At 62.3% G+C, this 26,026-nt stretch carries 30 protein-coding genes and 1 rRNA gene; 16 read left to right on the top strand and 15 right to left on the bottom strand.

Annotated elements, in window-relative coordinates; all coding sequences use genetic code 11:
- The first annotated feature begins 16 nt into the window (after positions 1-16).
- Complete coding sequence (locus E8E75_RS12640; RefSeq protein WP_280359001.1) at positions 17-301, top strand: pyocin activator PrtN family protein; 285 nt, start codon at positions 17-19, stop codon at positions 299-301.
- 9 nt (positions 302-310) lie between these two features.
- Here the strand turns inward: E8E75_RS12640 and E8E75_RS12635 are convergent, their stop codons facing one another.
- Positions 311-1,447 carry a tyrosine-type recombinase/integrase gene (locus E8E75_RS12635; protein ID WP_280359000.1) on the bottom strand — a complete coding sequence of 379 codons (1,137 nt, stop codon included), beginning with the start codon at positions 1,445-1,447 and terminating at the stop codon, positions 311-313.
- A 103-nt stretch (positions 1,448-1,550) separates the two neighbouring features.
- Between E8E75_RS12635 and dusA the strand changes: the two genes are divergently transcribed.
- Positions 1,551-2,561 (top strand): tRNA dihydrouridine(20/20a) synthase DusA, encoded by a 1,011-nt coding sequence (dusA, locus tag E8E75_RS12630; protein ID WP_280358998.1) that lies wholly within the window; start codon positions 1,551-1,553, stop codon positions 2,559-2,561.
- Here dusA and E8E75_RS12625 read toward each other — a convergent pair.
- The gene (locus E8E75_RS12625) at positions 2,531-2,917 is read right to left on the bottom strand and encodes a hypothetical protein (RefSeq protein ID WP_153920746.1); all 387 of its coding nucleotides are present in this window, start codon (positions 2,915-2,917) and stop codon (positions 2,531-2,533) included. The genes dusA and E8E75_RS12625 overlap by 31 nt on opposite strands.
- A 285-nt stretch (positions 2,918-3,202) precedes the next feature.
- Here E8E75_RS12625 and tal point away from each other — a divergent pair, with 285 nt between their 5' ends.
- Positions 3,203-4,129, top strand: coding sequence for a transaldolase (tal, locus tag E8E75_RS12620; protein ID WP_120650465.1), 927 nt, complete (start codon positions 3,203-3,205; stop codon positions 4,127-4,129).
- 65 nt (positions 4,130-4,194) lie between these two features.
- Here the strand turns inward: tal and rssC are convergent, their stop codons facing one another.
- Both rssC and rssB read right to left on the bottom strand, forming a co-directional pair.
- Entirely contained in the window at positions 4,195-4,677 is a 483-nt protein-coding gene (rssC, locus tag E8E75_RS12615) for an anti-sigma factor antagonist RssC (protein WP_077526154.1), read from the bottom strand.
- On the bottom strand, positions 4,674-5,858 hold the full coding sequence (gene rssB, locus E8E75_RS12610) for a two-component system response regulator RssB (protein ID WP_120650463.1): 1,185 nt from the start codon (positions 5,856-5,858) through the stop codon (positions 4,674-4,676). Before rssB ends, rssC begins: the two co-directional genes overlap by 4 nt.
- Positions 5,859-6,074: 216 nt before the next feature.
- On the opposite strand from rssB, the gene E8E75_RS12605 reads away from it, so the two are divergent.
- On the top strand, positions 6,075-6,374 hold the full coding sequence (locus E8E75_RS12605) for a PilZ domain-containing protein (protein WP_280358994.1): 300 nt from the start codon (positions 6,075-6,077) through the stop codon (positions 6,372-6,374).
- Between the two features lie 70 nt (positions 6,375-6,444).
- Here the strand turns inward: E8E75_RS12605 and E8E75_RS12600 are convergent, their stop codons facing one another.
- Positions 6,445-7,146 carry a VacJ family lipoprotein gene (locus E8E75_RS12600; RefSeq protein WP_120650460.1) on the bottom strand — a complete coding sequence of 234 codons (702 nt, stop codon included), beginning with the start codon at positions 7,144-7,146 and terminating at the stop codon, positions 6,445-6,447.
- Between the two features lie 110 nt (positions 7,147-7,256).
- Between E8E75_RS12600 and E8E75_RS12595 the strand changes: the two genes are divergently transcribed.
- From E8E75_RS12595 to E8E75_RS12585, 3 genes are all read left to right on the top strand, one after another.
- Complete coding sequence (locus tag E8E75_RS12595; RefSeq protein ID WP_120650458.1) at positions 7,257-7,676, top strand: thioesterase family protein; 420 nt, start codon at positions 7,257-7,259, stop codon at positions 7,674-7,676.
- Between the two features lie 55 nt (positions 7,677-7,731).
- Positions 7,732-8,472 carry an HAD family phosphatase gene (locus E8E75_RS12590; RefSeq protein ID WP_153920748.1) on the top strand — a complete coding sequence of 247 codons (741 nt, stop codon included), beginning with the start codon at positions 7,732-7,734 and terminating at the stop codon, positions 8,470-8,472.
- 132 nt (positions 8,473-8,604) lie between these two features.
- Positions 8,605-8,868 (top strand): DUF4404 family protein, encoded by a 264-nt coding sequence (locus E8E75_RS12585; protein WP_120650454.1) that lies wholly within the window; start codon positions 8,605-8,607, stop codon positions 8,866-8,868.
- A gap of 43 nt (positions 8,869-8,911) precedes the next feature.
- On the opposite strand, the gene queF is transcribed toward E8E75_RS12585, so the two are convergent.
- A complete protein-coding gene (gene queF / locus E8E75_RS12580) occupies positions 8,912-9,745 on the bottom strand; it encodes an NADPH-dependent 7-cyano-7-deazaguanine reductase QueF (protein WP_153920750.1) in 834 nt (277 codons plus the stop codon).
- Between the two features lie 163 nt (positions 9,746-9,908).
- Here queF and E8E75_RS12575 point away from each other — a divergent pair, with 163 nt between their 5' ends.
- Entirely contained in the window at positions 9,909-10,589 is a 681-nt protein-coding gene (locus tag E8E75_RS12575; RefSeq protein ID WP_153920753.1) for a heavy metal response regulator transcription factor, read from the top strand.
- A complete protein-coding gene (locus E8E75_RS12570) occupies positions 10,589-11,938 on the top strand; it encodes a heavy metal sensor histidine kinase (RefSeq protein ID WP_153920755.1) in 1,350 nt (449 codons plus the stop codon). The genes E8E75_RS12575 and E8E75_RS12570 overlap by 1 nt, the downstream gene beginning before the upstream one ends.
- 49 nt (positions 11,939-11,987) lie before the next feature.
- On the opposite strand, the gene E8E75_RS12565 is transcribed toward E8E75_RS12570, so the two are convergent.
- Positions 11,988-12,818 carry an undecaprenyl-diphosphate phosphatase gene (locus E8E75_RS12565; protein WP_120650445.1) on the bottom strand — a complete coding sequence of 277 codons (831 nt, stop codon included), beginning with the start codon at positions 12,816-12,818 and terminating at the stop codon, positions 11,988-11,990.
- Positions 12,819-13,088: 270 nt separating this feature from the next.
- Between E8E75_RS12565 and E8E75_RS12560 the strand changes: the two genes are divergently transcribed.
- From E8E75_RS12560 to E8E75_RS12550, 3 genes are all read left to right on the top strand, one after another.
- A complete protein-coding gene (locus tag E8E75_RS12560) occupies positions 13,089-14,723 on the top strand; it encodes a methyl-accepting chemotaxis protein (RefSeq protein WP_153920757.1) in 1,635 nt (544 codons plus the stop codon).
- Between the two features lie 64 nt (positions 14,724-14,787).
- Positions 14,788-15,354: a nicotinamide riboside transporter PnuC gene (gene pnuC / locus E8E75_RS12555; protein WP_280358990.1), complete on the top strand. Its 567-nt coding sequence runs from the start codon at positions 14,788-14,790 to the stop codon at positions 15,352-15,354.
- Complete coding sequence (locus E8E75_RS12550) at positions 15,351-15,872, top strand: AAA family ATPase (protein ID WP_153920759.1); 522 nt, start codon at positions 15,351-15,353, stop codon at positions 15,870-15,872. Before pnuC ends, E8E75_RS12550 begins: the two co-directional genes overlap by 4 nt.
- Positions 15,873-16,001: 129 nt before the next feature.
- Here the strand turns inward: E8E75_RS12550 and E8E75_RS12545 are convergent, their stop codons facing one another.
- The 4 genes from E8E75_RS12545 to E8E75_RS12530 are packed head-to-tail and all read right to left on the bottom strand — an operon-like array spanning position 16,002 to position 18,611.
- The gene (locus tag E8E75_RS12545; protein ID WP_153920761.1) at positions 16,002-17,324 is read right to left on the bottom strand and encodes a sensor histidine kinase; all 1,323 of its coding nucleotides are present in this window, start codon (positions 17,322-17,324) and stop codon (positions 16,002-16,004) included.
- Positions 17,321-17,989, bottom strand: coding sequence for a response regulator transcription factor (locus E8E75_RS12540; RefSeq protein WP_120650436.1), 669 nt, complete (start codon positions 17,987-17,989; stop codon positions 17,321-17,323). The genes E8E75_RS12545 and E8E75_RS12540 overlap by 4 nt, the downstream gene beginning before the upstream one ends.
- A complete protein-coding gene (locus E8E75_RS12535; protein ID WP_120650434.1) occupies positions 17,989-18,303 on the bottom strand; it encodes a PepSY domain-containing protein in 315 nt (104 codons plus the stop codon). The genes E8E75_RS12540 and E8E75_RS12535 overlap by 1 nt, the downstream gene beginning before the upstream one ends.
- The gene (locus E8E75_RS12530; RefSeq protein ID WP_077526139.1) at positions 18,303-18,611 is read right to left on the bottom strand and encodes a PepSY domain-containing protein; all 309 of its coding nucleotides are present in this window, start codon (positions 18,609-18,611) and stop codon (positions 18,303-18,305) included. The genes E8E75_RS12535 and E8E75_RS12530 overlap by 1 nt, the downstream gene beginning before the upstream one ends.
- 171 nt (positions 18,612-18,782) lie before the next feature.
- Between E8E75_RS12530 and E8E75_RS12525 the strand changes: the two genes are divergently transcribed.
- Positions 18,783-19,862 carry a patatin-like phospholipase family protein gene (locus E8E75_RS12525; RefSeq protein WP_153920763.1) on the top strand — a complete coding sequence of 360 codons (1,080 nt, stop codon included), beginning with the start codon at positions 18,783-18,785 and terminating at the stop codon, positions 19,860-19,862.
- A gap of 32 nt (positions 19,863-19,894) precedes the next feature.
- Positions 19,895-20,791, top strand: coding sequence for a hypothetical protein (locus E8E75_RS12520; RefSeq protein WP_153920765.1), 897 nt, complete (start codon positions 19,895-19,897; stop codon positions 20,789-20,791).
- Here E8E75_RS12520 and E8E75_RS12515 read toward each other — a convergent pair.
- The 3 genes from E8E75_RS12515 to hmpA are packed head-to-tail and all read right to left on the bottom strand — an operon-like array spanning position 20,743 to position 23,415.
- Complete coding sequence (locus E8E75_RS12515) at positions 20,743-21,933, bottom strand: NnrS family protein (RefSeq protein WP_153920767.1); 1,191 nt, start codon at positions 21,931-21,933, stop codon at positions 20,743-20,745. The genes E8E75_RS12520 and E8E75_RS12515 overlap by 49 nt on opposite strands.
- The gene (locus tag E8E75_RS12510; RefSeq protein WP_153920769.1) at positions 21,920-22,177 is read right to left on the bottom strand and encodes a transmembrane sensor/regulator PpyR; all 258 of its coding nucleotides are present in this window, start codon (positions 22,175-22,177) and stop codon (positions 21,920-21,922) included. The genes E8E75_RS12515 and E8E75_RS12510 overlap by 14 nt, the downstream gene beginning before the upstream one ends.
- 56 nt (positions 22,178-22,233) lie before the next feature.
- A complete protein-coding gene (gene hmpA, locus E8E75_RS12505; protein ID WP_120650424.1) occupies positions 22,234-23,415 on the bottom strand; it encodes an NO-inducible flavohemoprotein in 1,182 nt (393 codons plus the stop codon).
- Positions 23,416-23,565: 150 nt separating this feature from the next.
- Between hmpA and norR the strand changes: the two genes are divergently transcribed.
- Both norR and queD read left to right on the top strand, forming a co-directional pair.
- Positions 23,566-25,116 carry a nitric oxide reductase transcriptional regulator NorR gene (gene norR / locus E8E75_RS12500; RefSeq protein ID WP_153920772.1) on the top strand — a complete coding sequence of 517 codons (1,551 nt, stop codon included), beginning with the start codon at positions 23,566-23,568 and terminating at the stop codon, positions 25,114-25,116.
- Positions 25,117-25,233: 117 nt separating this feature from the next.
- Complete coding sequence (queD, locus tag E8E75_RS12495; protein WP_120650420.1) at positions 25,234-25,590, top strand: 6-carboxytetrahydropterin synthase QueD; 357 nt, start codon at positions 25,234-25,236, stop codon at positions 25,588-25,590.
- Positions 25,591-25,789: 199 nt separating this feature from the next.
- On the opposite strand, the gene rrf is transcribed toward queD, so the two are convergent.
- Positions 25,790-25,905, bottom strand: a 5S ribosomal RNA gene (gene rrf / locus E8E75_RS12490).
- Positions 25,906-26,026 lie beyond the last annotated feature (121 nt).

Raw genomic sequence — 26,026 nt, 5'->3', positions numbered from 1 at the left:
TAGCGAGGTACACACCATGAACACCATTTTCCTACTGATGGCACAGTACAACGGCACCGCCATCATCCCCCTGGACCGCATCTGCGCCGACTACTTCAGCCACCTGACGCCGGAGAAGTTCCAGCAGAAGGTCCTGGCCGGCGCCATTGATCTGCCGATTGTGCGCATGGAAGGAAGCCAGAAATCGGCCAAGGGCGTTGCCCTGACTGACCTGGCCAAGTACTTGGACGCCCAGCACCAGACGGCCAAGGTCGAGAACGACAAGCTGCACGGACGGAACCCTTTTCGGAGGAGCGGATAAGGGGAGGCGCTAGTCCTCCCCTTTCCGTTGTACTCGCGCGCCCAATTCAACGGGCGCCGCAATGATCTTCTCCAGCCAACTCCACCCCTGATAGGGGTCTCCTCTCCCTCGCAGGTGCGTATAGCGCCGCAGCGAGTTCCAATCCCGGTGGCCCGACACGCTGGCCACACGCGGAATATCCCAATCCATTTCGAATAGACGACTGACACCATCGTGGCGCAGGTCGTGGAAGTGCAGGTCCTCGATCTCGAGGAACTTGCAGGCATTGCGCCATGAGGTGCCGATGGAATTACCGTTATAGGGGAAGATCTCCGGGCAGTCCTTGGGCATCGTCTCGATGATCGCCATTGCCTCGTCCGGCAGATGGCACCAGACATCGTTGCCGATCTTCTGCCCGGGGTTCTTCATGTCCCGCACCAGCACCGTCTGACTAGCCACGTCCAGGTCTTCCCAGCGAATGCGGGTAATCTCTTCCTGGCGACGGGTCGAAAAGATAGCGAAGGCGATGACCTTCGGCATATGGATGGCTGTGGGCTTCCAGCGCAGTAGCTCGAAGAAGTGCGTCAGGATCTTGTCCAGCTCCTTGACGGCGGGACGCCGGGAGCGCTCCTTGCTGCGGCTGACAGCCCCCAGCTTTCGCAATACCTTGCGGGCGTCGCCGATGGCATGCGGATCGATCTCATAGCCCCACGCCGGGCGCGCCACCGAGAGCACGGCCCCCAGGTGCGCCAGGTCGTTCCCGACCGTCTGCGCCTGCACGCCGCCGCCCGCCTTGGTCATTCGCCACTGGGCGAACTCCACCAGCTTCTGGCTGGTCAGGTCCTGGTCAGCCACCTCACCGATCCAGGTGTCGCTGATGGCCTTGAGCGCCTGGCGCTTGGTCTTGCCAAGCGGGCGGATGCGCTCGTACTCCTCCAGATACTGCTCGATGATCTCTTTGATCGTGATGCCATCGCGACTAGCGCGCTCGATCGCACCCGGCGCCCCCAGGTCCGCTTCGCGCTTGGTCGCCCAGGCCTTGGCTGCCTGCTGGCGGTCGAAGGTCTGGCTTTCCTGATAGACTTGCTGGCCATCGCGCATGATCCGGATCTGCGCCGTATAGCCGAACGTCCCGTCCTTGCGTTTCCGCTTTCTGATAGTCGCCATAGGTGATTTGGTACATGAGCCTTCTGGGTTGGTACATTGTACCAGTGACATCCCAAAAACAAGCGGAAACGGCAGAAAACGGTTGGAAATCAGAAGTACCAGAATGCCCCTAGAATCAGCCTCAAAGCCAGTAACCACGCGCCCTGCCCTGTCCCGCCGCTTCTCCGTGGCGCCGATGATGGACTGGACAGATAGGCACTGTCGTTTCTTCCTGCGCCAGCTCTCCCGGCATGCCCTGCTCTACACCGAGATGGTGACCACTGGCGCCCTGCTTAATGGCGACCATGAGCGCTTCCTGCGTCACGACGAAACGGAGCACCCGCTGGCGCTGCAGCTGGGTGGCAGTGTGCCAGCGGAGTTGGCTGCCTGCGGGAAGATGGCCCAGGACGCGGGCTATGACGAAGTGAACCTGAACGTCGGCTGCCCCAGCGACCGCGTGCAGAACAACATGATCGGCGCCTGCCTGATGGGCCATCCTGCCCTGGTGGCAGATTGTGTGAAGGCGATGCTGGATGCGGTGGAGATCCCGGTGACGGTAAAGCACCGGATCGGCATCAACGGCCGCGACAGCTACGAAGAGCTTTGCGACTTCGTCGGCAAGGTGCGCGACGCAGGTTGCCGTAGTTTCACCGTGCATGCCCGTATCGCCATCCTGGAAGGCCTCTCGCCCAAGGAAAACCGGGAGATTCCACCTCTGCGCTATGACGTGGCAGCACAGCTGAAACGAGATTTCCCGGATTTGGAAATCATCCTCAACGGCGGTATCAAGACGCTGGATGAGTGCCGTGGCCACCTTGAGACCTTTGATGGCGTGATGCTGGGCCGCGAGGCCTACCACAACCCCTATCTGCTGGCCGAGGTGGATGCCGCGCTGTTCGGCGCCGCAGGTCCGCAAATCAGTCGAGTCGAAGCCCTCGAGGCCATGCGTCCTTATATCGAGCGCCACATCCAGGACGGCGGCGTGATGCACCACATCACCCGCCATGTTCTCGGTCTGGGCCAGGGGTTCCCTGGAGCCCGGCGCTTCCGCCAGTTGTTGTCAGTCGACGTGCACAAGACCGCCGACCCGCTGGCACTACTGGATCAGGCCGCCGGGCTGCTGCGCGGCCGCTGAGCCAAGATCGAGGCTTCCCAGGCCGGCGCCAGACAATATCGGCTGCCGCCTCGGGCAGCCACCAGGCCACTGTCCACCATCCTTCCCAGCACCAGGCGCACGCTGACCAGGGACAGCGGTTCGCCCGCGTCAACCAGGCGTTCGTGGAGAAAGCGACTGGGGATGTCATCACCTTCCAGGAAGACCTGGCAGAGGATCTCCAGCACCTTGAGGCGCGGCATGCTGGTCTTCAGCCCCTCCTGCTGCAGCATCTGCCGCAATTGACGTTGTTCAAGGCTCGGTGGGCTCCTTTCGACCTTCAGGCTGATGTGCTGCGGGACGATAGGCTTGGCCCGGAGCAAGGCGTGTACTCGCATTAATATCTCCTTATTGATCAATGACCTGCGTACTGCAGAGCCTCTGGCCGAATCTCCCTGCTGCCTGTTTCTCGAAATTTTCGGGGTCTCACAGATGTAGACGGACGAGTGCGAAAAAACCGCAATGAAAATGCGAAATCTTTTTCTCTCGGGAACCTGAGCCCCCCTTTCCCGAGTCTCTTGATATGGGCAGGCCAATGGCCTGTAAAAAAGCCCTTACGCCCCCGTTGAGCAGCCCCTGCGGCTCGGGTAAGGTCAGTCCATCCGCCACGACAAGGTTTCGCCATGACCTCCAAGCTGGACCAACTCAAGCAGTACACCACCGTCGTTGCCGACACCGGCGACCTGGATGCAATCGCCCGCCTGAAGCCCGTCGACGCAACCACAAACCCTTCCCTGCTGCTGAAAGCCGCCGCAATGCCACGCTATGCCGAGCTACTCGACAAGGCGGTTGCCGTAGCCGGCGCTGACCTGGGCCTGGCTTGCGACTGCTTTGGCGTAGCTGTCGGCCAGGAAATACTCAAGGTAATTCCAGGCCGCATCTCCACTGAGGTGGATGCCCGCCTCTCCTTTGACACCGATGCCACCCTGCGCCGAGCCGAGCGTCTCATCGGTCTGTACGAAGAAGCCGGCATTGGCCGCGAACGCGTGCTGATCAAGATCGCTTCCACCTGGGAAGGCATTCGCGCCGCCGAACAACTGGAACGTATGGGTATCCAGACCAACCTGACCCTGCTGTTCACCTTCGCCCAGGCGGCGGCTTGTGCCGATGCTGGGGTGTTCCTGATTTCCCCCTTCGTCGGCCGTATCTACGACTGGTACAAGAAAGCCGAGGGCCGCGACTACGTTGGTGACGAAGACCCGGGCGTGCAGTCCGTCTCGCGCATCTACCGCTACTACAAGGCCAATGGCTACGGGACCGTGGTAATGGGGGCGAGCTTCCGCAACCTCGGGCAGATCGAAGCCCTCGCCGGGTGCGACCGCCTGACCATCAGCCCCGAGCTGCTGCAGAAGCTGGCAGACGACCAGGGCGCGCTCGGACGCAACCTGGCGCCAGGCAACGTAGCAGAAGCCCGCGTTGTGTTGGACGAAACAGCTTTCCGTTGGCAGCTGAACGAAGATGCCATGGGCACCGAGAAGCTGGCCGAAGGCATCCGCCTGTTCGCGCGCGACCAGGAGAAACTGGAAGCCCTCCTCGCCTCGCGTCGCTGAAACGAGAACGCGCGCAGCCTTTGTGGGCTGCGCGCGTTTTCATTTAAGGAAGAATACGCGACGGATCAGCTGCGTTCGAGGGCACTGACCAGGTCGTGGAAGGCTTCACGATTGGATTCGTTGAGCCCCATGAGAATGCGGTGGGCCTCCAGCACCTTGGTGCGGACCACATCCTCGGTTTGATCCTGCGGAGGCAGATCCTCAAGACACTCAGGGCAAGGCACTGGCGTCCCAACGATATTGAACACCTGATCGAATCCCATCGACTGCAGCAGCCGTGTGATGTCGGGATGGGTGGTCACTACCGTGGGCAACAGTCCAACCTTCTGCCGCGAAAGAATCGACAGTTTGGCCAACAGGCCAAGCGTAGTGCTGTCGATACTCTGGGTTTCGGTCAGGTCGATCACGATCGCCGAGAAATTCAGCGCCGAGAAGATCTTTTCAATGGTCGCATCCAGGGCCGAACACAGGGTCAGTCGTATTTCTCCGACGAACTTCAGGACGAATGTCCCTTCCTGCTCGGCAAACTGGATTTTACCGGTACTCATGCAAGGTTCCTGCTCAACACCAGCAAGGCGATATCATCCGGCATCTCGCCCAGGCTGGCCAGCCCAAATACTTGTCGCAAGCCATCCAGACTGCCACCTGCCTCACAGACCATATCTGGTAGCGCGGCTTCTTTATCTTTGAGGGTATCCCCAGGCAAAAGGTCCAGGATCCCATCGGAGAGCAAGGTCAAGCTGAAAGACGACGGCAGGTCGATGACACGGTCATCATAGCTCGCCTCTTCAAACAGCCCCACCGGCAAACCTTTGCCCGCCAGGTAAGTGGCCTTGCCCTCGCTGTAGAGCACCGGCAGCGGCAGGTGCCCGCCAATGCTATAGGTCAGTTGGCCATTCTCTTCGTCGATCACGCCACCCAGCATGGTCACGTGCTTGCCCAGCTTGGTGTTGATCAGGCCACGGTTGATGTGCCCCAACACCTCGGAAGGCTTGAATTCGGGCAGCATGCCATTGCGCCGGGACTCGTAGAGCAGGCGCGTCGTCATGAACTTGAGCAGTACGGTTACGAACGCCGAGGAAGCGCCATGGCCGGAAACGTCCGCCAGATAGAAGGCAACCCGACGCTCATCTACTCGAAAGTAGTCGACGAAGTCCCCGGAAAGGTACAGCGACGGAATGATCTGGTGGGCAAAACGCAGGCCGTCCACTTCCCAGGGCGTCACCGGCAGCATGTTCATCTGCACCTGGCGCCCGGCGTTCTGGTCTTCCTGCAGCAAGTGCAGGCTGGCTTGCAATTCGCGGTTGGCCGACTCCAGCTTCTCGCGGTAGCGGCGGTTCTCCAGACGCAGGGCCGCACGATCGAGAGCGCGGCGCACCGAGTGCTCGAGAACGGCCAGGTCTTCCAGGGGCTTGATCAGGTAATCCGCAGCCCCCAGACGCAGGGCTTCGACCGCGTCGCTCATGACGCCGGCACCGGAGACCACGATAACCGGGGTTTCTGCTTCCAGTTCGGAAATGCGACGGATCAGCTCCAGGCCATCGACCTGAGGCATGCGCAGGTCGCAGATCACCAGATCCGGGCGCTCCTGCTCGAAAACCTGCAGCCCTTGCAGGCCGTTACTGGCCTGCCGAACGCTGAATCCACTGTCTTCCAGATAGGCCGCGAGGCTCGCGCGCACTACCTCGTCGTCATCAATAATCAGCAGCTTGGCACTGGGATTGTGCATGGAGTATCCAGGCAAACGGCGCCAGGGATGGGTTGTTGTAGCACCCGACCTAAGGCCCGAGCACGAGTACGGGGGTTCGCTTTACGGCGCAGACGGTACTCCCATCCGCAGGGCGATTCAAGCTTGCGCCGCGAGTTGGACTCTGCCTTTACACCCAAAATCGCTGGAAGTTATAAGGGGTTCGGCCCCACTCCATGACGACAAGAGGATCAGCGCGTGAGCCTGGACGACCGCAACTACAGCGAGAAGCGCGATTTCATAAGGATGCAGGTGCAGACCAAAGCCGTCCTGGAGCACGCCGGCCAGCAGTACCCTGCCCTTTGCCTGGACCTTTCCAGCAGCGGCATGCAGCTCGAAGCGAGCGCCAAACTCAGCGTGGGAGATTGCGTCCGGGTGCTCATTCCTTCCGAGCACAGTTCGCTCAAGGGGCTGGAAGCCGATGCCGAAGTGGTTCGCATCGGCGAAGGCACGGATGGCAGTCGCCTCTTCGGCCTGGCCATTCTGGCTCTCCGCTAGGTGCAATAGCTGGAAACGAAAAAGGCGACCTCGGGGTCGCCTTTTTCATGCCGCTGATTCCGGCTGGGGCTCAGAAATCGTCTTCGACCTCGCCGTCCTTGACCTTGAACTCGCGGTTCTGCAGGTAGGCATTGCGAATGAAGATGTACTTGTCGCCGGTAATCAGCTTCTCGGCTGACAACAGGCTGGCGCGGGTATCCACCACGTCCACGGCACGGGTGACGTTGCGGGTCGGCACATGGTCGATGTAGGGATAGGGTTCGAGGAACGAATCCGGCACCTTGCCGCCGGCATCGCGCACGGTGCTTGGGCCGAGGAACGGGATGACCAGGTACGGCCCGCTGCTCACGCCCCAGTAGCCGAGCGTCTGGCCGAAGTCTTCATCGTTGCGCTGCAGGCCCATCGTAGTGGCCACGTCGAAGAAGCCCAACAGGCCGAAGGTGGTGTTGAACACCAGGCGGCTGGTGTCGACACCAGCATTGTGGAACTTGGCCTGGAATAGGTCGTTGGCCAGATTGCCGACGTCACCGACGTTGTTGAAGACGTTGTGGATCCCATCTTCAAGGAACTGCGGGGTCACGGTCTGATAGCCCTTGGCAACGGGTTTCAGGGCGTAGGTATCAAGGGTGTCATTGAAGCGGAACATCACGCGATTGAAACCCTCCCAAGGGTCCTCTTCCGCGGCATTCGCAGCGATGGGCAGCACTGCCAGGGTGACACAGGCTAGAGCACGGCCCAGACGATCGAGCCACCGAGCGCCGATCAATTGCATTGCAGACTCTCCTTGAGAAAAGTAGTGTGGCGGCCCGCCGCCGCCACCCATGAGAAAGGCGCGCAGTATAAGGCCATCGCCCCATTTGGACAGCATAGCGAACAGCCAGCATGCCGGAAAAAACCTTGCTTCATGTTGCTCACATTCCCGTCCGCTGGGGTGACATGGACAGCTACGGACACGTCAACAACACCCTTTACATCCAGTACCTGGAAGAAGCCCGGGTCGCCTGGTTCGAAAGTCTGGGCATCGCCATGAACAATGTGTCCCAAGGCCCCGTCGTTCTGCAGACCCTGCATACCTACCTCAAGCCGGTGGTGCATCCCGCCACTGTTGTCATAGAGCTCTACGCTGGGGCCGTGGGCAAAAGCAGCCTGGTGCTGGAACACCGCCTGAGCACTCTGGAAGCCCCGGCGACGCTCTATGGCGAAGGGCACTGCAAGTTGGTCTGGATCGATCACGCAACCGACAGATCGGTACCGGTGCCAGATGACCTGCGCCTGGCCATGGGGGCCGGCAAGCGGCAGTAACGTTGCTGTCATCCCGAGCCGCTAGCCTGCGCCAGACCTCGTCAGGATGACGCAGATGCCTCAAAGCCAATCGCCCGCCTTCACCGCCTTCCTCTTCGGCCTCTCTGGCTGTCTCGTGGACTTCGGTGCCCGCACCCTGCCCCTTGCCCTGGGCCGACTGCTGCCAGACTGTCTGGCCCCGCGTCTGGCCGAAGCCGCCGCCCTACCTCCACGTGCCGCCCTCGACCATGCGCTGGGAGCTCCTGCCAGCGAAGCGCTGCACCAGGCCTTCCTGCAACAGCTGCTGGACGCCGCCAGCGAGCACGCTGAAGCCGTCCCTGGCCTGGACGAGCTGGCGGCGCTCGTCGATGGCTACGGAGTGCCCTGTGCCTGGCTCGACGAGTTGCCCGCGCAGGTGTGTTGGCGTCTGGCTGCGCCCCTCCCCACCTGGATGAAGGGCAGCGAATCCAATGGAACACGCCCCTGGCCAGCGCCAGACAACTGCTGGCAAGCGCTGTCTGGCCTTGGTGTACCGCACCTCGACGGCTGTGTGCTGGTGAGCGCCAATCCGCGCCTGCTGGAGTCGGGATTGAACGCCGGAATCTGGACCATTGGCCTCGCCGCCAGCGGCCCCCTATGCGGGCTGGCACCGGCGGACTGGCGAGCCCTGGATGGCACAGAGCGCGACCGCCTGCGTGCCACTGCCACCCTGGAGTTGTATCGCCTGGGCGCCCATTCAGTGATCGACCACCTTGGCGAGCTGGCGCCCTGCCTGGCAGACCTCGCCTACCGGCGCGAGAAGGGCGAAAAACCCTGACCCCCAAACATTTGTTTCAGGCTTGATCCGAATCAGGCAGGTCCGTCTTGCCTGGATTAATCTCTAAGGCATGAGGGACCTTTGAATTCCTCAGAAGGTCCACTCCTGAGACATTCGCAAAGGGAGAAAGACATGCCTGAACGCCTGCAGCAGCAACTGCAACAACTGCGCGACCAGTTGGCCGAGGAACCGCCGCTGGATGCGGAGGAGCGCGCATCGCTGATCGAGTTGATGCAGGAAATCGAACTGCGTCTGGCGCACGATGCCGCCATGGCGCCGGACGCCAATCTGGTGGACGGGGTCAACCTGGCCGTCGAGCGCTTCGAGACCCGTCACCCTACCCTTGCCGGGACCTTGCGCAACATCATGCAAAGCCTCGCGAACATGGGTATCTAGCCTCACCACAAAACAAAACCCCGACTTCGAGTCGGGGTTTTTGTCACTGCCGAACCAGACGACGATTGTCAGTCTGCACCGGATGGGTGCTGCGGTAGGGATTGATATCCAGTCCGCCGCGACGCACATAACGCGCATGGACGGTCAGCACTTCCGGCTCCAACAGCCGCTTGAGGTCAAGGAAGATGCGCTCAACGCACTGCTCATGGAAGTCAGCATGCTGGCGGAAGCTCACCAGGTAGGCGAGGAAGCTCGCGTGATCCAGGCGCCTGGACCCACGATATTCCACCACCACCGTGCCCCAGTCCGGCTGGCCGGTGACCGGACAATTGGACTTCAGCAGATGACTGTGAATCGCCTCGTCCACCTGCCGGCCGCCTTCGGCACGAAGCAGTTCGGGCTGCGGGTGTTCGTAACGGTCGATGGCGATATCCAACTCGTCGATGCAGACGCCGGGCGAAGCCGCGACACCTTCGGCTTCGACCTCGGCCAGGCTGCGCACCCGTACGGCGACCGGAGCACCCGCTGCCGCGCTCAGGTCCCGCGCCAGCACCTGCTCAAGCTCGGAGGCATTGGCAAAGACGGACTGGTTCAGCGAATTGAGGTACAGCTTGAACGACTTGGATTCGATGATATTGGGCGAATCAGCAGGAATGGCGAACTCGCTGATCGCCACGACCGGTTTGCCGGACGGAGTCAGCCATGACAGCTCGTAGCAGTTCCAGAAATCCACGCCCTGGTACGGCAAGGTCGCGGCAGTCAGGCCCAGTTCGTTCCACTTGGTCACGCGGGAGATGGGAAACAACAGCTCCGGGCTGTAGGTGCTGACGTACTCGCTGGACTTGCCCAGCGGCGAGTGTTCGGCGGGGTGATGCATTGACGGGAAGACCTGAAGTGCGGAAATCGCGCAATTGTATACAGCCGCGCGGTTGCTGAAAAATCCACGGCACCAACGGTGCTCCTGCATTACAACTTTGTCAGCTTGCCCCGCGCATTCCAAAGGCGCGATATAACGCGCCAGCCCAAGCAACGAGCTCCTCATGAAACTACTGATAGTCGAAGATGAACCCAAGACCGGCCAGTTCCTGCGCCAGGGCATGAGCGAGGCCGGCCTGGCTGCCGACCTCGTCACCAACGGACTGGAGGGCCGCGACCTGGCACTCGCGGGCGGCTATGACCTGATCATCCTCGACGTGATGCTTCCCGGCCTCGACGGCTGGCAGGTACTGCGCAGCCTACGCCAGGCCGGGCTGCAGGTGCCGGTGCTGTTCCTGACCGCACGGGACGCGGTGGACGAGCGCGTCCACGGCCTGGAACTCGGTGCCGACGACTACCTGATCAAACCCTTCGCCTTCGCCGAACTCCTCGCCCGTGTGCGCACCCTGCTCCGCCGCGGCGCCAGCGCCCCGCAGGAATCCAGCCTGGAGTTCGCCGACCTGCACCTGGACCTGCTAAGCCGCAGGGTCGAACGCGGCGGCCGACGCATCGACCTGACGACCAAGGAGTTCGCCCTGCTGGAATTTCTGCTGCGCCGCCAGGGCGAAGTCCTGCCCAAGACACTGATCGCCGCCGAAGTCTGGGACATGCATTTCGACAGCGAAACCAACGTAATCGAGGTCGCCGTCCGCCGACTGCGGGCAAAGCTCGATGACGACTTCCCCACCAAGCTGATCCATACCGTGCGCGGCATGGGTTACGTGCTGGAGGCGCGCGAAGGCTGATGCGCAGACTCTCACTCACCGCCCGCCTGGGCCTGCTCTTCGCCGCGTGCACGGCGGCCGTCTCGCTGATTGCCGGCGTCCTCTTCAGCCGCGCCAGCGAAGCGCACTTCGTCGAACTCGACCAGCAATTGCTGGAAATCCGCATGACCGCGTTTCGTGCCCTGGTCAATGACGTCGACAGCCTTGCTGCTCTGGCGCCCCGACTGGAGGCTCTGCAGACAGAGCTGCGTCTGCATCCGGACCTTGCCTTGCGTCTGGAGGGCCGCGACGGCAACTACTGGTTCAACAGCGCGGACGGCCTGCGCGCACCAGGTCGTGATGGGCTGCATGACTGGCAGCAGGATGGCATCGACTACCGGGTGTACAGCGCGCCATTGCGGCCCCAGGACCCGGATTCGCCGCGCCTTTCGCTAGCGCTGGACATCACTCATCACCAGCATTTCCTCGAACGCATGCAGCGGCTGATCTGGCTTACAGTGGGGCTCTCCGCCCTTGCCACGGCGCTGCTTGGCGCCTGGGCTGCACGTAGAGGCCTACGCCCCTTGCACCGTATGGCCGAAGTAGCCGCTGGGGTGTCTGCCAATTCCCTGACCGCTCGGCTGGCGGACGATCAGGTTCCCCCGGAGCTGGTGGAACTGGTGCGCGCCTTCAACGCCATGCTGGCGCGCCTGGACGACACCTTTCAGCGGCTCTCGGCCTTCTCCGCCGATATCGCCCATGAACTGCGCACACCGTTGTCCAACCTGCTGACCCAGACGCAGGTAATCCTCAGCCAGGATCGCCCTTCAGATGAATATCGCGAGACCCTGCATTCCAACCTGGAAGAACTCCAGCGCCTGGCGCAAATGGTCAGCGACATGCTGTTCCTGGCGAAGGCCGAGCACGGCTTGCTGGCCACCAACAGAAAGACACTGGAGCTGGGCGACGAATTGGACGTGCTGCTGGATTACTTCAGCCCCCTTGCCGAGGAGGCGGAGGTGACCATGGTCCGCCATGGCGACGGCCAGTTGAACGCCGACCGGGAAATGCTGCGCCGTGCGCTATCCAACCTGCTGGACAACGCGCTGCGCTTCACCCCGCAAGGTGGCCGCATCGAAGTAGAGCTGGTCAGACACACCAACGGCCTGAACCTGACGGTGGCCAACAACGGCGAGGATATCCGCCCGGAATTGCTGCCGCGCCTGTTCGACCGTTTCTTCCGTGCCGACCCCGCGCGCCGCGAAGGTCGTGAGCATGCCGGCCTGGGCCTGGCCATCACCCGCTCCATCGTGCGCGCCCATGGCGGCGAAATCCGCTGCGAATCCGCCAATGGCTGGACACGCTTCATCCTCGAATTCCCCACCCCCTGAAACGCAGAAGGCGCACCATGTGGCGCGCCTTCCCGGCACATCAAACCAATCAGGGCTGTGCAGTGGACCAGTCGATCAGCCCCAACTGCCAGGTCGCCAGGATCAACAGGCCGAAGCCGATGCGATACCAGGCGAACGCCGCGTAACTGTGGCTACCAATGAACTTCAGCAGACTGCGCACGGCGATCATGGCGAAGATGAACGACACCACGGAGCCCAGGGCGAACACCGGCAGGTCGCTCGGCTGGAACAGGTCGCGATACTTGTAGCCCGAGTAGACTGCCGCGCCGACCATGGTGGGCATGGCGAGGAAGAAGGAAAACTCGGTGGCCGCCTTGCGCGACAGACCGAAGAGCAGCCCGCCAATGATGGTCGCACCCGAGCGGGAGGTGCCCGGAACCAGCGCCAGGCACTGTGCGCAACCAACCTTGAGTGCATGCTTCCAGGTCATTTCATCTACGGATTCGGCCTCTACGCGATGCTGACGCTGCTCCGCCCAGAGAATGACCACGCCACCGACCACCAGGGCCGACGCAACGGTGATGGGGTTGAACAGGTAGTGGTGAATGATGTCGGAGAACGCCACCCCCAGGATCACTGCCGGGAAGAAGGCCACCAGCAGGTTGAGGGTGAAGCGCTGGGCGTTGCGCTGTGTGGGCAGGCCGACGACGACGTCGAAGATCTTGCGTCGATATTCCCAGACAACGGCGAGAATGGCTGCGAGCTGGATGATGATGTTGAAGGCGATCGCCCGTTCACCGGTGAATCCCAGCAGGTCCGCGACCACGATCTGGTGGCCGGTACTGGAGATCGGCAGGAACTCCGTCAGGCCCTCGACAATCCCCAGAATGATGGCCTGCAAGGCCGTCCACAAATCCATCGAAAATCTCCCCCGAGGCGCGCTCTGCTGGCGGCCTTTTCGTTACGTGCATGCAGTTGGCTGGTGGCGCAAATGTGCGGTTCGGCGATGAGACCGGGCACCGACGTGCGGGTTCCGGGGACGAACGAGCCTTCAGCTTTGCCCCGAAGCGCCGAAATGCTAACAGAGAGCCCATTGGAAATCGCGGCTAAAGGCTGATTGAAATCAGCCACGCGGACTGCTCTGCTTCAGGCACGTAACCAATAACAAGAAACCAGGAGTTCCCGCCCCATGCACAGCTTGCGCAACCTGCCGATCAGCCGCCGTCTCTGGCTGATCCTCATCGTCGCGGTATTCATGCTGGTCACCCTTGGCGTGCTGATGCTGCAGCAGATCTACGACGACCTCTACCAGGGTAAGGAGCAGAAGACCCGCCATGTGGTCGAGACCGCAGTGGGCGTGCTGCAGTACTACCAGTCCCAGGAAGCCGCAGGCACCCTGCCCCGCGAAGAAGCGCAGAAGCAAGCGATGCAGGCAGTCCGCGTCCTGCGTTACGACAAGGGCGACTACTTCTGGATCAACGATCTGACGCCGCGCATGATCATGCACCCGACCAACGCCAAACTGGAGGGCCAGGATCTCTCCGGCTACAAGGACCCGGACGGCAAGGCGCTGTTCAATGAAATGGCGCGCGTTGCCAAGGCTCAGGGCGCTGGCTTCGTCGAGTACCGCTGGCCCAAACCGGGTGCGAGCGACCCGGTGCCGAAGGTTTCCTACGTCCAGTTGTTCGCCCCCTGGGGCTGGGTAATCGGCTCGGGCATCTACATCGACGACATGCAGGTGGAGTTCCGTGATCAGGCCATGCGCGCCTCATTGGTGGGATTGGCCATTGCCATCGTGATGGCGCTGCTGGTCATCGTCATCGCGCGCAGCATCACCCGTCCGCTGGACGAAGTGGTTTCCGCGATGGCCAACATTGCCAGCGGCGAGGGCGACCTCACCAGCAGCCTGGATACCCAAGGCCGCGACGAGATCACGGCCCTGGGCGGTCACTTCAATGCCTTTACAGGAAAACTGCGAGGCGTGATCCGCCAGTCCCTGGACGCCGCAAACGCCCTCGACCAGGCCGCGAGCAGCCTCGACGGCATTGCCAGCAACGGGCTGCGCCAGAGCGAGCAGCAATCGCTGCAAATGGAGCAAGTGGCCACCGCCATCAACGAAGTCACCTACGGCGTGCAGGACGTGGCGAAGAACGCCGAGCATGCGGCCAGTGAAGTGCGTCACGCCGAAGAGCAGGCGCGCCAGGGCCATGACAACATCGACAGCAGCCTGCGACAGATCGACCAACTCTCCACCACCATCACCAAGGCGGTGGACGTCATCCAGACGCTGGCTCAGGAAAGCGCCCAGATCGGCAGTGTGCTGGAAGTGATCCGTTCAATTGCCGAACAGACCAACCTGCTGGCACTGAATGCCGCCATCGAAGCCGCCCGGGCCGGCGAGCAGGGCCGTGGATTTGCCGTGGTGGCCGATGAAGTTCGCCTGCTGGCCCAGCGAACCCAGAAGTCGACCGCAGAAATCCAGGTCATGATCGAACGCCTGCAGCAGAACTCCGCGGCAGCAGTTCAGGTGATCGACGAAAGCAACCGCGCCTCCCGCGCCACGGTGGACCAGGCCAGCCAGGCCGGCGAGAGCCTGGCGCAGATCGCCCAGGTGCTGCGCACCCTGACAGGTCTCAACGCCTCGATTGCCAGCGCTACGTTGCAGCAATCCCACGTGGTGGAGGACATCAACCAGAACGTCACCCAGGCTGCCGGCCTGGCCCACGACAGCGCCAGTGCGGCCGAACAGACCACAGGCGCCAGCCAGCGCCTCGGACAACTGGCCGAGCAGCTCAACCAACTGCTGGGACAGTTCCGCGTGTAGCTGTCCCAACCGAAACTGGAGCGAGCCGTTACAATCGACGGCTTTCTTCCATGGAATCGACCGGGTGTCCCCTCTCGAACTCATCGCCGCCAGCCTGGGCGTGCTGGCGGTCTGGCTCACCGTCAGGCAGAACCCGTGGTGCTGGCCCATCGGCCTGGTCATGGTTCTGATGTACAGCTGGATCTTCTTCGAAGTGAAGCTCTACTCGGACATGCTCCTGCAACTGGTCTACGCCGTTCTTCAGCTCTACGGCTGGTGGCAATGGACCCGCGGCGGCACGCTGCACAACGGTCGCCAGGTCAGCCGCCTGGGCACGCAACCGCTAGCCTTGGGTGTTTTTTCCGGAGCCGTCGGTAGTCTTGTGTTGGGATTTGTCATGGCAACCTGGACCGACGCCGCAGCGCCCTGGTGGGATGCCGCGCTCACCGCCTTCAGCCTGGTGGCCCAGTTCTGGATGGCACACAAGCGTGTCGAATGCTGGCTGCTCTGGATCGTACTGGACGTGCTTTTCGTCCTGCTCTTCCTCAGCAAGGGGCTTTATCTAACCGCCGCGCTCTATGGGCTTTTCACCCTGCTGGCCGTGCAGGGCTGGCGCACCTGGAGGCGCGAGCTGGCGCCAGCCGCAGCATGAAAGTGCTGGTACTGACGGGGCCTGAATCCAGCGGCAAGAGCTGGCTGGCGGCGACGATCCAGGCTGAATTCGGCGGCCTGCTCGTGGGGGAGTACGTACGCCACTTTATCGAGCGCGAACAGCGTGACACCTGTTATGCCGACATCCCAGCCATTGCCCGCGGGCAGCTCGAATGGGAAGACAATGCCCGCGCCAAGGCGCCGCCCCTGCTGATTCTCGATACCCACCTGCTCAGCAACATCCTCTGGAGCCGCAAGCTATTCAAAGACTGCCCAGAGTGGCTGGAGCGCGAGCTACTGTCGCGCAGCTACGACCTGCACCTGTTGTTGAGTCCGCAGCGCGTTGAATGGGTGGACGACGGCCAGCGCTGCCAGCCTGAATTAGCGGATCGAATGACGTTCTTCGAGGATTGCAGGAGCTGGCTGGATGGCACCGGCCAGCGATATGAAGTGATCGAAGGGGACTGGGAAAGCCGCCGTCTGCAAGTGCTGCAACGGATTGCTCGTTGGCTGCGCTGATGCGAGGCGCTGCAAATCAATGTAGGGGCGAACTCATTTGCCAAGGGCAGCACAGCTGCCCCATCGAGGTTGAAGGGCGAACCTTCGGTCCAACTGGCGATTGAAATCGTCCCCACAGGAGAAGCGCCCCTACGGTGTCATTGCCGCAGGGAGCTCGATCCTTACCCGCAATCCACCCAGCGGACTTTCCTGCAGGCTCAGGCGACCATTCCAGGACTCGACTATGTCTCGCACGATGCCAAGCCCCAGGCCGTGACCCGCCACCTGCTCGTCCAGGCGCGCGCCACGGCCGATGACTTCTTCGCGCTTGTCTTCGGCAATGCCCGGGCCGTCATCGTCCACCATCAGGCTGTAGCCATCCGCTCCGCCACGAATCGTCAGGTTGACCTGGGTTTCCGCCCATTTGCAGGCGTTATCCAGCAGGTTACCGAGCAGCTCCAGCAGGTCTTCCCTGTCCCAGGGCAGGCGCAGGCCTTCGGGGACGTCCCAGTCCAGGTCCAACCCACGTTCATGGATCATCGCCAGGGTGGAAAACAGGCCTGGTAGCTCTTCGGCGCAATCGAAATGCGCCCCAGGCAACGCCTCCCCCGCCAGACGCGCACGTCCCAGTTCACGGCCCAGGCGCTGCTCGATCTGCTCCAGCTGTTCGCGCAGGATCGCGCGCAGCTCCGGCTGGTCACGCAGCTCTTCCCGGTTGGCCAGGCTGACGAGCACCGCCAGCGGCGTTTTCAACGCGTGCCCAAGGTTACCCAGGGCGTTGCGGGAACGCTTGAGGGTGTCTTCGGTGTGACTGAGCAGCCGGTTGATCTGCGTTACCAAGAGTTCCAGCTCCTCGGGCACCTGGCTGTCCAGCTCGCTGCGTTGCCCCTGTTGCAGCTGGGCGATCTGCTGGCGAACCTCCTCCAGCGGACGCAAGGCCCGGCGCACGGTAATGCGCTGCAAGGTGAGGATCAGCAGCAGTCCGGCCGCGCCAAGGGCGAGGCCCATCCAGCGCACGCGACGAAAGCTTTCCAGCACGGGGGTGTAGTCCTGGGCGACGACTATCCGTACCTGGCGACCGAAGCGGCGATAATCACCGCGCCAGGCCAGCAGCTCCTGATCATCGGGCCCTGGCAACAAGCCTTCGGCCAACCCCTTGTTCGCTGGCATAGGGAGTTCGGCATCCCAGAGCGAGCGCGAGCGCCAAGGTTCGTCATCCAGCTGGATGATGAAATAGCGGCCGGAATAAGGCTGCTGATGGGCAGGATTGAGTCGTTTTTCATCAAGCTGGATGCCGGTCTGGCCACGTACCAGAGAGCCCAGCAGGAGTTCGGCCTCACTGCGCAGCCCCTCGGCCAGATAGCGTCGCAACCCCAGGTCGAACAACCAGAGGCTGGTCTGCGCCAGAACCAGCCCCACCAGTAGCAGCACGCCGACCAGCCCAAGGCTGAGCCGACGCTGGATCGACCTCATCGGCCCTCACCGGTGAATCGATAGCCCTGCCCTCGTCGCGTCTCGATGACATCTCGGCCGAGCTTGCGTCGCAGGTGATTGACGTGCACCTCGATCACATTGGAATCCCGCTCGGTCTCGCCGTCATAAAGATGCTCGGCCAGGTGGCTCTTGGAGAGCAGTTGGCCGGGGTGCAGCATGAAGTAGCGCAGCAGGCGGAACTCAGCGGCGGTGAGTTGCACCTCTTCTCCATTACGAGTGACGCATTGGCGCCCTTCATCCAGCTGCAGGCCTGCCGCTTCCAGCTGCGGCTGGTTCGCCATTCCGTGCGCGCGACGCAGCAGCGCCTGGATGCGCAGGGCCAGTTCCTCGGGATGGAAGGGCTTGGTCAGGTAGTCATCGGCGCCGGCCTTGAGACCATCGATGCGCTCCGCCCAGGAGCCACGTGCAGTGAGGATCAGCACGGGTGTCGACAGGCCGCCGGCGCGCCATTCCTGCAAGACCTCGAGCCCAGGTTTACCAGGGAGGCCGAGGTCCAGGATGATCAGGTCGTAGGGCTCGCTGGCCCCCTGGTGCAAGGCATCGCGGCCGTCGGCCAGCCAATCCACGGCATAGCCTTGACGACCGAGGCTGGTGGTCAGCTCATCGGCCAGGGGTACATGATCCTCTACCAGCAACAACCGCATCAGTCGTCTTCCTCGTCCTTCAGAATGCGCCCGTCACGGGCGTCCACTTCCAGTTCACGCACCGTGCCATCGGTGGTGACCAGTTCAACCTCGTAAATGTAGACGTCGTCTTCCTCTTCCAGCTCGGCCTCCAGCAGGCGCGCCCCGGGGTAAAGCCCCAGGGCGCTGCGCAACAGCTGTTCGAGTGGCAGGATGACACCCTCTTCACGGAGCCTGAGGGCTTCGTCCTGATCCAGATCCCTGGCCATCGCCTCAAGTGCGAAGACGGCCAGGATCAGGGCGATGATCCCACTGTAGCGAAGGATCCAGCGCATCAGTCGTCCTGATGATCCTTGAGGATCTGGCCATTGGTGGCATCAAGCTCCAGGTCCCATTGCACGCCCTGGGCGTCGCGCAGCTCAACCTGGTAGATGTAGCGGCCGTACTCCTCTTCCAGCTCGGTTTCGTTGATGGTGCCGCCAGCGTGCTTGGCCAGCGCTGCGGCATTGAGCTTCTCGAACGACTGGATGGTCCCGGCGTCACGCAGCTTGAGGGCCTCGTCCGGGCCAAGGTCACGCGCCTGGGCAATACCGGCAGTGGCGGCGAGAGTAGCAAGGGTGAACAGGGCAGCAAGCTTCTTCATGGGGTAATCTCCTCGGAGGAATGAGTGCTTTCGATGGGCTCAAGATACCGGGGACGACTTAATTGAAGCTGAATTCCCATTAAGACTTGGGAAGGATCATTCATACCCTGAAGAAGCTTGGCCTTGACGGGGTGGCCACTATAATCGCTGCCTTGCTTTCAGGAGCCCTGTATGAGCGCCATCCAGATCAAGTTCCCTGCCCTCACCCTGCGCGCTGGACGCCGCGCCCAGGCGCACATTCGTGGGCAGGGCCTCAAGCCTGCCGATGTCGGCATCCTGCCGGGTGCGGCTGGCGGCCCCAAGGCACTGGGAATCCAGGGCCTGGACCTGGCGCTGTTTGGTGACTGGCTACCACGCTCCCCGCGCGAACGCGCACTGATCGGTGCCTCCATCGGTTCCTGGCGTTTCGCCAGTGCCTGCCTGCCGAATTCAGTCGACGGTATTCGCCGGCTGGGCGAGCTCTACACCAGCCAACGCTTCCCCAAGGGCGTGAGCATGGCGGAAGTCAGTCGCCTCTGCGGCCTGATGCTGGACGACCTGCTCCAGGACCAGGATGCCCAGGTACTCGCCAACCCCCATTACCGCCTGAACGTGGTGGTGGTGAAGAGTCACGGCCTGCTTGCCCATGACCGGCGCAGTGCACTGGGGTTGGGGCTGTCATCGGTAATCGGCAGCAACCTGCTGGGCCGCCCGCATCTGGCTCGTCACTTCGAGCGGGTCATCCTCCACGACACGCGCCAGGCACCACCGCTGACGACGCTGTCCGATTTCCCCTCGCGCTATCACACGCTGGACGCGAGCAACCTGCGCCATGCCCTGCTCGCCTCCGGCTCGATCCCCATGGTGATGGAAGGCGTGCGCGATATCCCAGGCGCCGGACCAGGCACCTACCGCGATGGCGGCCTTCTCGACTATCACCTGGACCTGCCCTACAACCCGGGCGGCGTGGTGCTCTATCCGCACTTCACCGACAAGGTGGTACCCGGCTGGTTCGACAAGGGCCTGCCCTGGCGCAAGGGCAATGCCGAGCGGCTTCAGGACGTGCTGTTGATTTCTCCGTCACGCGAGTATCTGGCCACGCTACCTCATGGCAAACTGCCCGACCGCAAGGATTTCAAGCGCTATCTCGGCGACGATGCCGGGCGCGAACGCTATTGGCGCAAGGCCATTGCCGAAAGTCAGAGACTGGGCGACGAATTCCTCGAACTGGTGGACAGCGGGAAACTCGCGGAGCGATTGCAGAACCTATGACCTGAGACGCATGGAGCGAAAGGAGTACAGGGATGAAACTCGCTGTAGCCATCATTCATGGCATCGGCAACCAGCAGGACGCACGCAACGTCGAAGGGCAACACGCGTTCGCCCAGGGACTGATCGCGGGGCTGCGCAAGCGACTGGGCGTAGAGGCCGAGGATGTTGCGTTCCAGTCGCTCTACTGGGCGAACGTGCTGGACAAACGCGAGCTCGCCTACCTGGAGAAACTCGAACAGGAACCGGTGCGCTGGCGCTGGATGCGTCGCATGGTCACCCTCTTCCTCGGTGATGCCAGCGGCTACCGAAAAGTCAGCCAGGCGTACGACAACACTTACGAGCAGGTTCATCAGAGCGTACGCAACGGCCTTAACGCCCTGCGCGCCAAGGTAGGGCCGAACACCCCACTGGTAGTCCTGGCCCATTCTCTGGGCGGGCACATCATCTCCAACTACATCTGGGACCAGCAGAAGCTCAACGCCACCCCGAGCTGCCCGCGCGATCCCTTCCTCGCAATGGAGACCCTGGCCTGCCTGGTCACCTTCGGCTGCAACATCCCGCTCTTCACCTTCGCCTACGACCCGGTGCAGCCAATCCGTTTTCCAGGCCACTGCCTCGATGAACGCCTGACACGGGCCGCACGCTGGCTGAACGTCTATGCGCCGGCAGACCTGCTCGGCTACCCGCTGCGTCCGGTGCAGGGTTACGCCGCCGTAGTGCATGAGGACCGGCCACTGGCGGTGGGGTCGTGGTTCCGACGCCACACACCCTTGAGCCACCTGGAATACTGGAACGACGCGCGATTCCAGGACTACATCGCCCACCACCTGCGCGACATGCTGAACGCCTGCCCGGCCCCGTACGTGGCCCCGGAACCGGGTCAACCCGGCCTGCCGTCCAGCCTTGGCGTACACAGCAGTACCGCGTAGTACCTCAGGAACAAAGCAAAGGCTGCTATCCAGCAGAGCGCGGCCAACCAGAGGGCGTCAGACCCGGCCAGCGGCACCAGGACCACGCGAGCGAGAGCGCCCAGGTTGAGCAGCGCGAAAGCCACCCCCATTGCTCGCGACGGTTCCAAGGGCCGGCCACTGTGCCCAAGGCTTACACGGGCGATCATCGCCAGGATCAATCCTCCCATCGCACCGACACCCAATGCGTGCTGGGCCAGGCTTGGGTTGGCCAGGATGCCGAGGTGCCAGGCGGCCAATCCCAATGGCGCCGCAGCCAACCAGGCGAAGGCCAGGTGCAGCGGCCAGAGCAGCACGACCCGCCAGATTCCCGCGTCGTACCAGCGCGCGAGACGCAGCAGGTTTCCGAAGCCCAGGAGCATGCAAGGGATGGCCAGCCATGGCTCAGGCCGCAGCCCCAGGCCGGAGGCAAAGCTTGCCGCCAATAGAACGCCGCCCAGCAGCATGCTCCAGTCCAGCCAAGGCCAGGCCTTCACCTGCTGGGCTCGCCCCAGACCGCGCTGGGTGAAAAAGGGCATTACTCGCCCGCCGATCAACCCCATCAGCGCAGCGATGAGCCAGAGCGCCGCCAGCACACCTTGGCGCTGCAGTGCATCGCTGCCGTTCGCCAGCCCCCAGAGCACCAGTGCATCGGCCGTGGCGAGCAAGGTCAGCACCGCTACCACCGGATAGTTGCCGCGCTGGCGCACACGCCAGAGGCTGCGCCCCATCACAAAGGCAACGGCAGGCAGGAAAGTCAGCTCAAGGGCAATAACCAGTGCTACCGGCGCTCCCGATAGCCATGCCAGGCGAGCGGCCAGCCACAGCATCGCCAGGGCAGCCAGAGCGGGCCCACGCAAACCAGGATTGCCGGTCCAGTTCTGAACGGCGGTCAGCAAAAAGCCCGCAATGATGGCGCCACCGAAGCCGAACACCATTTCGTGCCGGTGCCAAGCGAGCCAGCCTCCGGTTGGCTGCCATGCGCTGGTCTGGCCATGTAGCGCCAGCAGCCAGATCAGCACGGCCACCAGGGCGAAAGCCGTGCCGAAGAGAAAGAAGGGACGGAAACCGAGGCGCCAGAGCGGCCGGAAAGCCAACTCGCGAGAAGCATCAAGCAACTGCATAGGCCAGCCCTCGCTCTTCCTTGCGCATCTGGTATTGCGCGGTCAGCCGCATGACATAGCCGAGCTTGATCAGGGTTGGCCCGAGGATGACCATCCCGTGTGCGCCGATGAGCATCAGCAGCCCAAGGTAGGCATCCAGGTAATAAGCGCCGGCAATGCCCAGCACGAGCTGGAACAGGCCGGTCCAGAGGAACAGATGAGACAGTTGCAGCAAACGCTGGGGGCATCCGAACAGACTGATCATGATCTTGCACTCCTCGCTGGAAGGCCCGGCGCCGCCTTGGCGCCGGGCTGCTGTGGTCAGGCCTCCAGGGCGCTGGCCGGTCCAAAGAACTCGTAGTGGCACTGGCTCTCGGGCACACCCAGATCACGCAGGTGCTTCTTCACCTGGGACATGAAGCCTTTCGGCCCGAGGAAGTACGCATCCAGGTCGCGCTCGGCGGGCAACCAATTGCCAAGCTGCTCACGGCTGAGGAAGCCGGTAGCATCGGGCTGGTCATCAGCATGCGGCTCGCTGTAGCAGAAGAAGCGATTGAGCTGCGGGATGGCGGCAACCTTCGTGTCGATCCAGTCGCGGAAGGCGTGTACAGCCCCGTTACGTGCGCAGTGGATGAAATGGATCGGCCGGCCGCTTTCCTCCGCTGCTTCCAGCATCGCCAATGCCGGGGTGATGCCTACACCTGCGGTGATCAGCACCAGGGGCTTGCTGCTGGGGCGCAGGACGAAGTCGCCAGCCGGGGCAAACAATTCGATGCGATCACCCACCTGGAGCTGGTCGTGCAGATAGTTGGACACCCGGCCGCCCTGTTCGCGCTTGACGCTGATGCGGTACTCGCGGCCGTTGCCAAGGGCTGACAGCGAGTAGTTGCGGCGCACTTCCTCGCCATCGAGGTTGAGGCGCAGACCGATGTACTGGCCAGGGATGAACTCCATCAGCTCACCACCATCTTCCGGAGCGAAGTAGAAGGAGGTGATTTCCGCGCTTTCCGCTTCCTTGCGCGCCAGGCGGAACCAACGTGCGCCACGCCAACCACCGGGGGCGGCAGCGCTGGCGGAGTAGATTTCTTCTTCGGCACCGATCAGCAGGTCAGCCAGTTGCTGATAGGCAGCGGCCCAGGCTTGGATGACTTCATCAGTCGCCACTTCGGCGCCCAGCACCTCACGGATGGCGCGCAGCAGGCAGCTGCCCACGATCGGATAGTGCTCGGGCAGGACCTGCAGAGCCACATGCTTGTTTATGATCTTGCCAACCAGCGGACCGAGGGCCTCGAGCTGGTCGATGTGACGGGCATACATCAGCACGCCGTTGGCAAGAGCGCGAGGCTGGTCGCCACTGGCCTGGTGGGCCTGGTTGAACAGCGGGCGCACTTCAGAGTGTTCACCCAGCATGATCTTGTAGAAGTGACTGGTGAGCGCTTCCCCGCCTGTCTCCAACAGGGGAACAGTGGATTTGACGATGGCACGTTGTTGGCTGGTGAGCATATGGACTCCGCTATCTGGGTTGGGTCTTTCTGCCTGTTCTATTCCAGCTTTCGTGCCAACTTTTTATTTCTTATAAATCAATAACTTATACTTTGAAGTGTTCTTTTGACTACACTAGCCGACGAGTCATATCGACATACCGGAGTCATAATGACAACTCACCCCCTCCTGCAGACGTTGATCCCACTGGTCAGTGATCTGTCCCGGGAGCTTCCCGAGCGCGAGCGCTATCGACGCCTCCTGGAAGCCCTGCGCGGGCTGCTGCCTTGCGACGCCACCGCCCTGCTCCGCCTGGACGGCGATCAATTGGTGCCAATGGCGGTGGACGGCCTCAGCCAGGACACTCTGGGGCGACGCTTCAAGGTCTCCGAGCACCCTCGGTTGCAAGCCCTGATGGATAACCGCGGCGTTACCCGCTTCGCCGCCGACTGCGGCTTGCCCGACCCCTACGACGGCCTGGTGGAAGGACACCAGGAGCATCTGGAAGTCCACGATTGCATGGGCTGCCCGCTTTATCTGGATGACCGCCCCTGGGGGGTGCTGACACTGGATGCCATGGACCCGTCGCGGTTCGACGGGCAGGACCTGGATGTCCTCGAAGGCTTCGCCAGCCTGGCCGCCGCTACGGTGAAAGCCACCGAACGCATGGAAACCCTCACCCGCCGCGCCCAGGACGAACAGCAACTGGCGGAGGCGTATCGCCAGGCAGCGGGCCAGGTCCGTTCGCCGGAAATGATCGGCCAGAGCGCCGCGCATAAAGCCCTGGTGGAAGAGATCAAGTTGGTGGGAGGCAGCGAACTCACGGTACTGATCAGCGGCGAAACCGGCGTCGGCAAGGAGCTTGTAGCCCAGTCCATCCACGGCCGCTCACTGCGCTCCCGACATCCGCTGATCAGTCTCAACTGCGCGGCCCTGCCTGATACGTTGGTGGAGAGCGAACTGTTCGGCCATGTGCGCGGCGCGTTTTCCGGCGCGGTGAATGATCGCAAGGGCAAGTTCGAACTGGCCAACGAAGGCACGCTGTTCCTCGATGAGGTTGGCGAACTGCCGTTGGCAATCCAGGCCAAGCTGCTGCGCGTGCTGCAGAGCGGACAATTGCAGCGCGTGGGCTCGGACAGGGAGCACCGGGTCAATGTGCGCGTCATTGCCGCCACCAACCGCGACCTGGCGGAGGAGGTGCGCGCCGGTCGTTTCCGTGCCGACCTCTATCACCGTCTCAGTGTCTATCCCTTGCGCGTCCCTCCCCTTCGGGAACGCGGCCGCGATGTGCTGCTGCTGACCGGTTTCTTCCTCGAAGAAAATCGGGCCAGACTCGGACTGCGCAGCCTGCGCCTGAGTCAGGATGCCCAGGCAGCCCTTCTCGGTTATGACTGGCCCGGCAACGTGCGAGAACTTGAGCATCTGATCGGACGCGCCGCCCTCAAGGCACTGGCAGCGTGCGCCGAGAGGCCCCGCATCCTCACGCTGACCGCCAACGATCTCGCACTGCCGAGCAGCCAGCCCACCGCTGCCAGTAACCCGATAGAAGCACCTACAGCATTGGCGGTAGGCGATCTGCGCGAAGCGGTTGACCAGTACCAGCGTCAGCTGATCCTGGCCAGCCTGGAGAGCCACCAGCAGAACTGGGCCGCGGCAGCCCGCGAACTAGGGCTGGACCGGGCCAACCTGCTGCGTCTGGCCAAGCGGCTGGGAATCAAATGAAGGGCTAGCTCGTCCGACAGCGCCTGTCTTTTCGGTCAGGCCGTCGGAGAGCTGGTAAAATCGAGGCTTTCCTGCTTAGGCCAGATTACTGGCCGTCACTTCAAGAGCGTTACTTCTGTGGAAATTTTCAAGGAATTCATCTTCGAAGCCGCGCATCGGCTTCCTCACGTGCCCGCTGGCCACAAGTGCGGTCGCCTTCACGGCCACTCCTTCCGTGTAGCTATTTACATCGAGGGCGAGCCCGATCCCCATACCGGCTGGATTCGCGATTTCTCCGAGCTCAAGGCAATCTTCAAGCCGCTCTACGAACAGCTCGATCACAACTACCTCAATGAGATCCCCGGCCTGGAAAACCCCACCAGCGAAGTCCTCGCCAAGTGGATCTGGCAGGAACTCAAGCCCTTGCTCCCGGAGCTCTCCCGCATTCGCATTCACGAAACCTGCACCAGTGGTTGCGAGTACCGCGGCGACTGACAGTTCCAGAATGCAAAAAGGCCACCTTACTAGGTGGCCTTTTTTATGGGCGCGTATGTCGTTCTACGCTCCAAGCACATCGTTTGCTGATCGTAGGAAGCTCAACACCGCTGGAGTCGTGGATCGCTCCCCCGAAAATTCCCGCACACAAAAGACAAACCCCCGAACCGTTTTCACGATTCAGGGGTTTTGGATAGAAGCTTGACGATGACCTACTCTCACATGGAGAAGCTCCACACTACCATCGGCGATGCGTCGTTTCACTACTGAGTTCGGGATGGGATCAGGTGGTTCCAACGCTCTATGGTCGTCAAGCAATTCGGTTGGGATCTCGTCACATGACGCAATCCCGAAATCTATGGCTTTCACTAATAGACAAACCCCCGAACCGTTTTCACGGATCGGGGGTTTGGGATAGAAGCTTGACGATGACCTA

The sequence above is a fragment of the Pseudomonas sp. BN606 genome (assembly GCF_029873115.1).
Taxonomy (GTDB): Bacteria; Pseudomonadota; Gammaproteobacteria; order Pseudomonadales; family Pseudomonadaceae; genus Metapseudomonas.
Note: the sequence above shows the minus strand (reverse complement) of the source record. Positions and strands in the feature narration are given on the sequence as shown.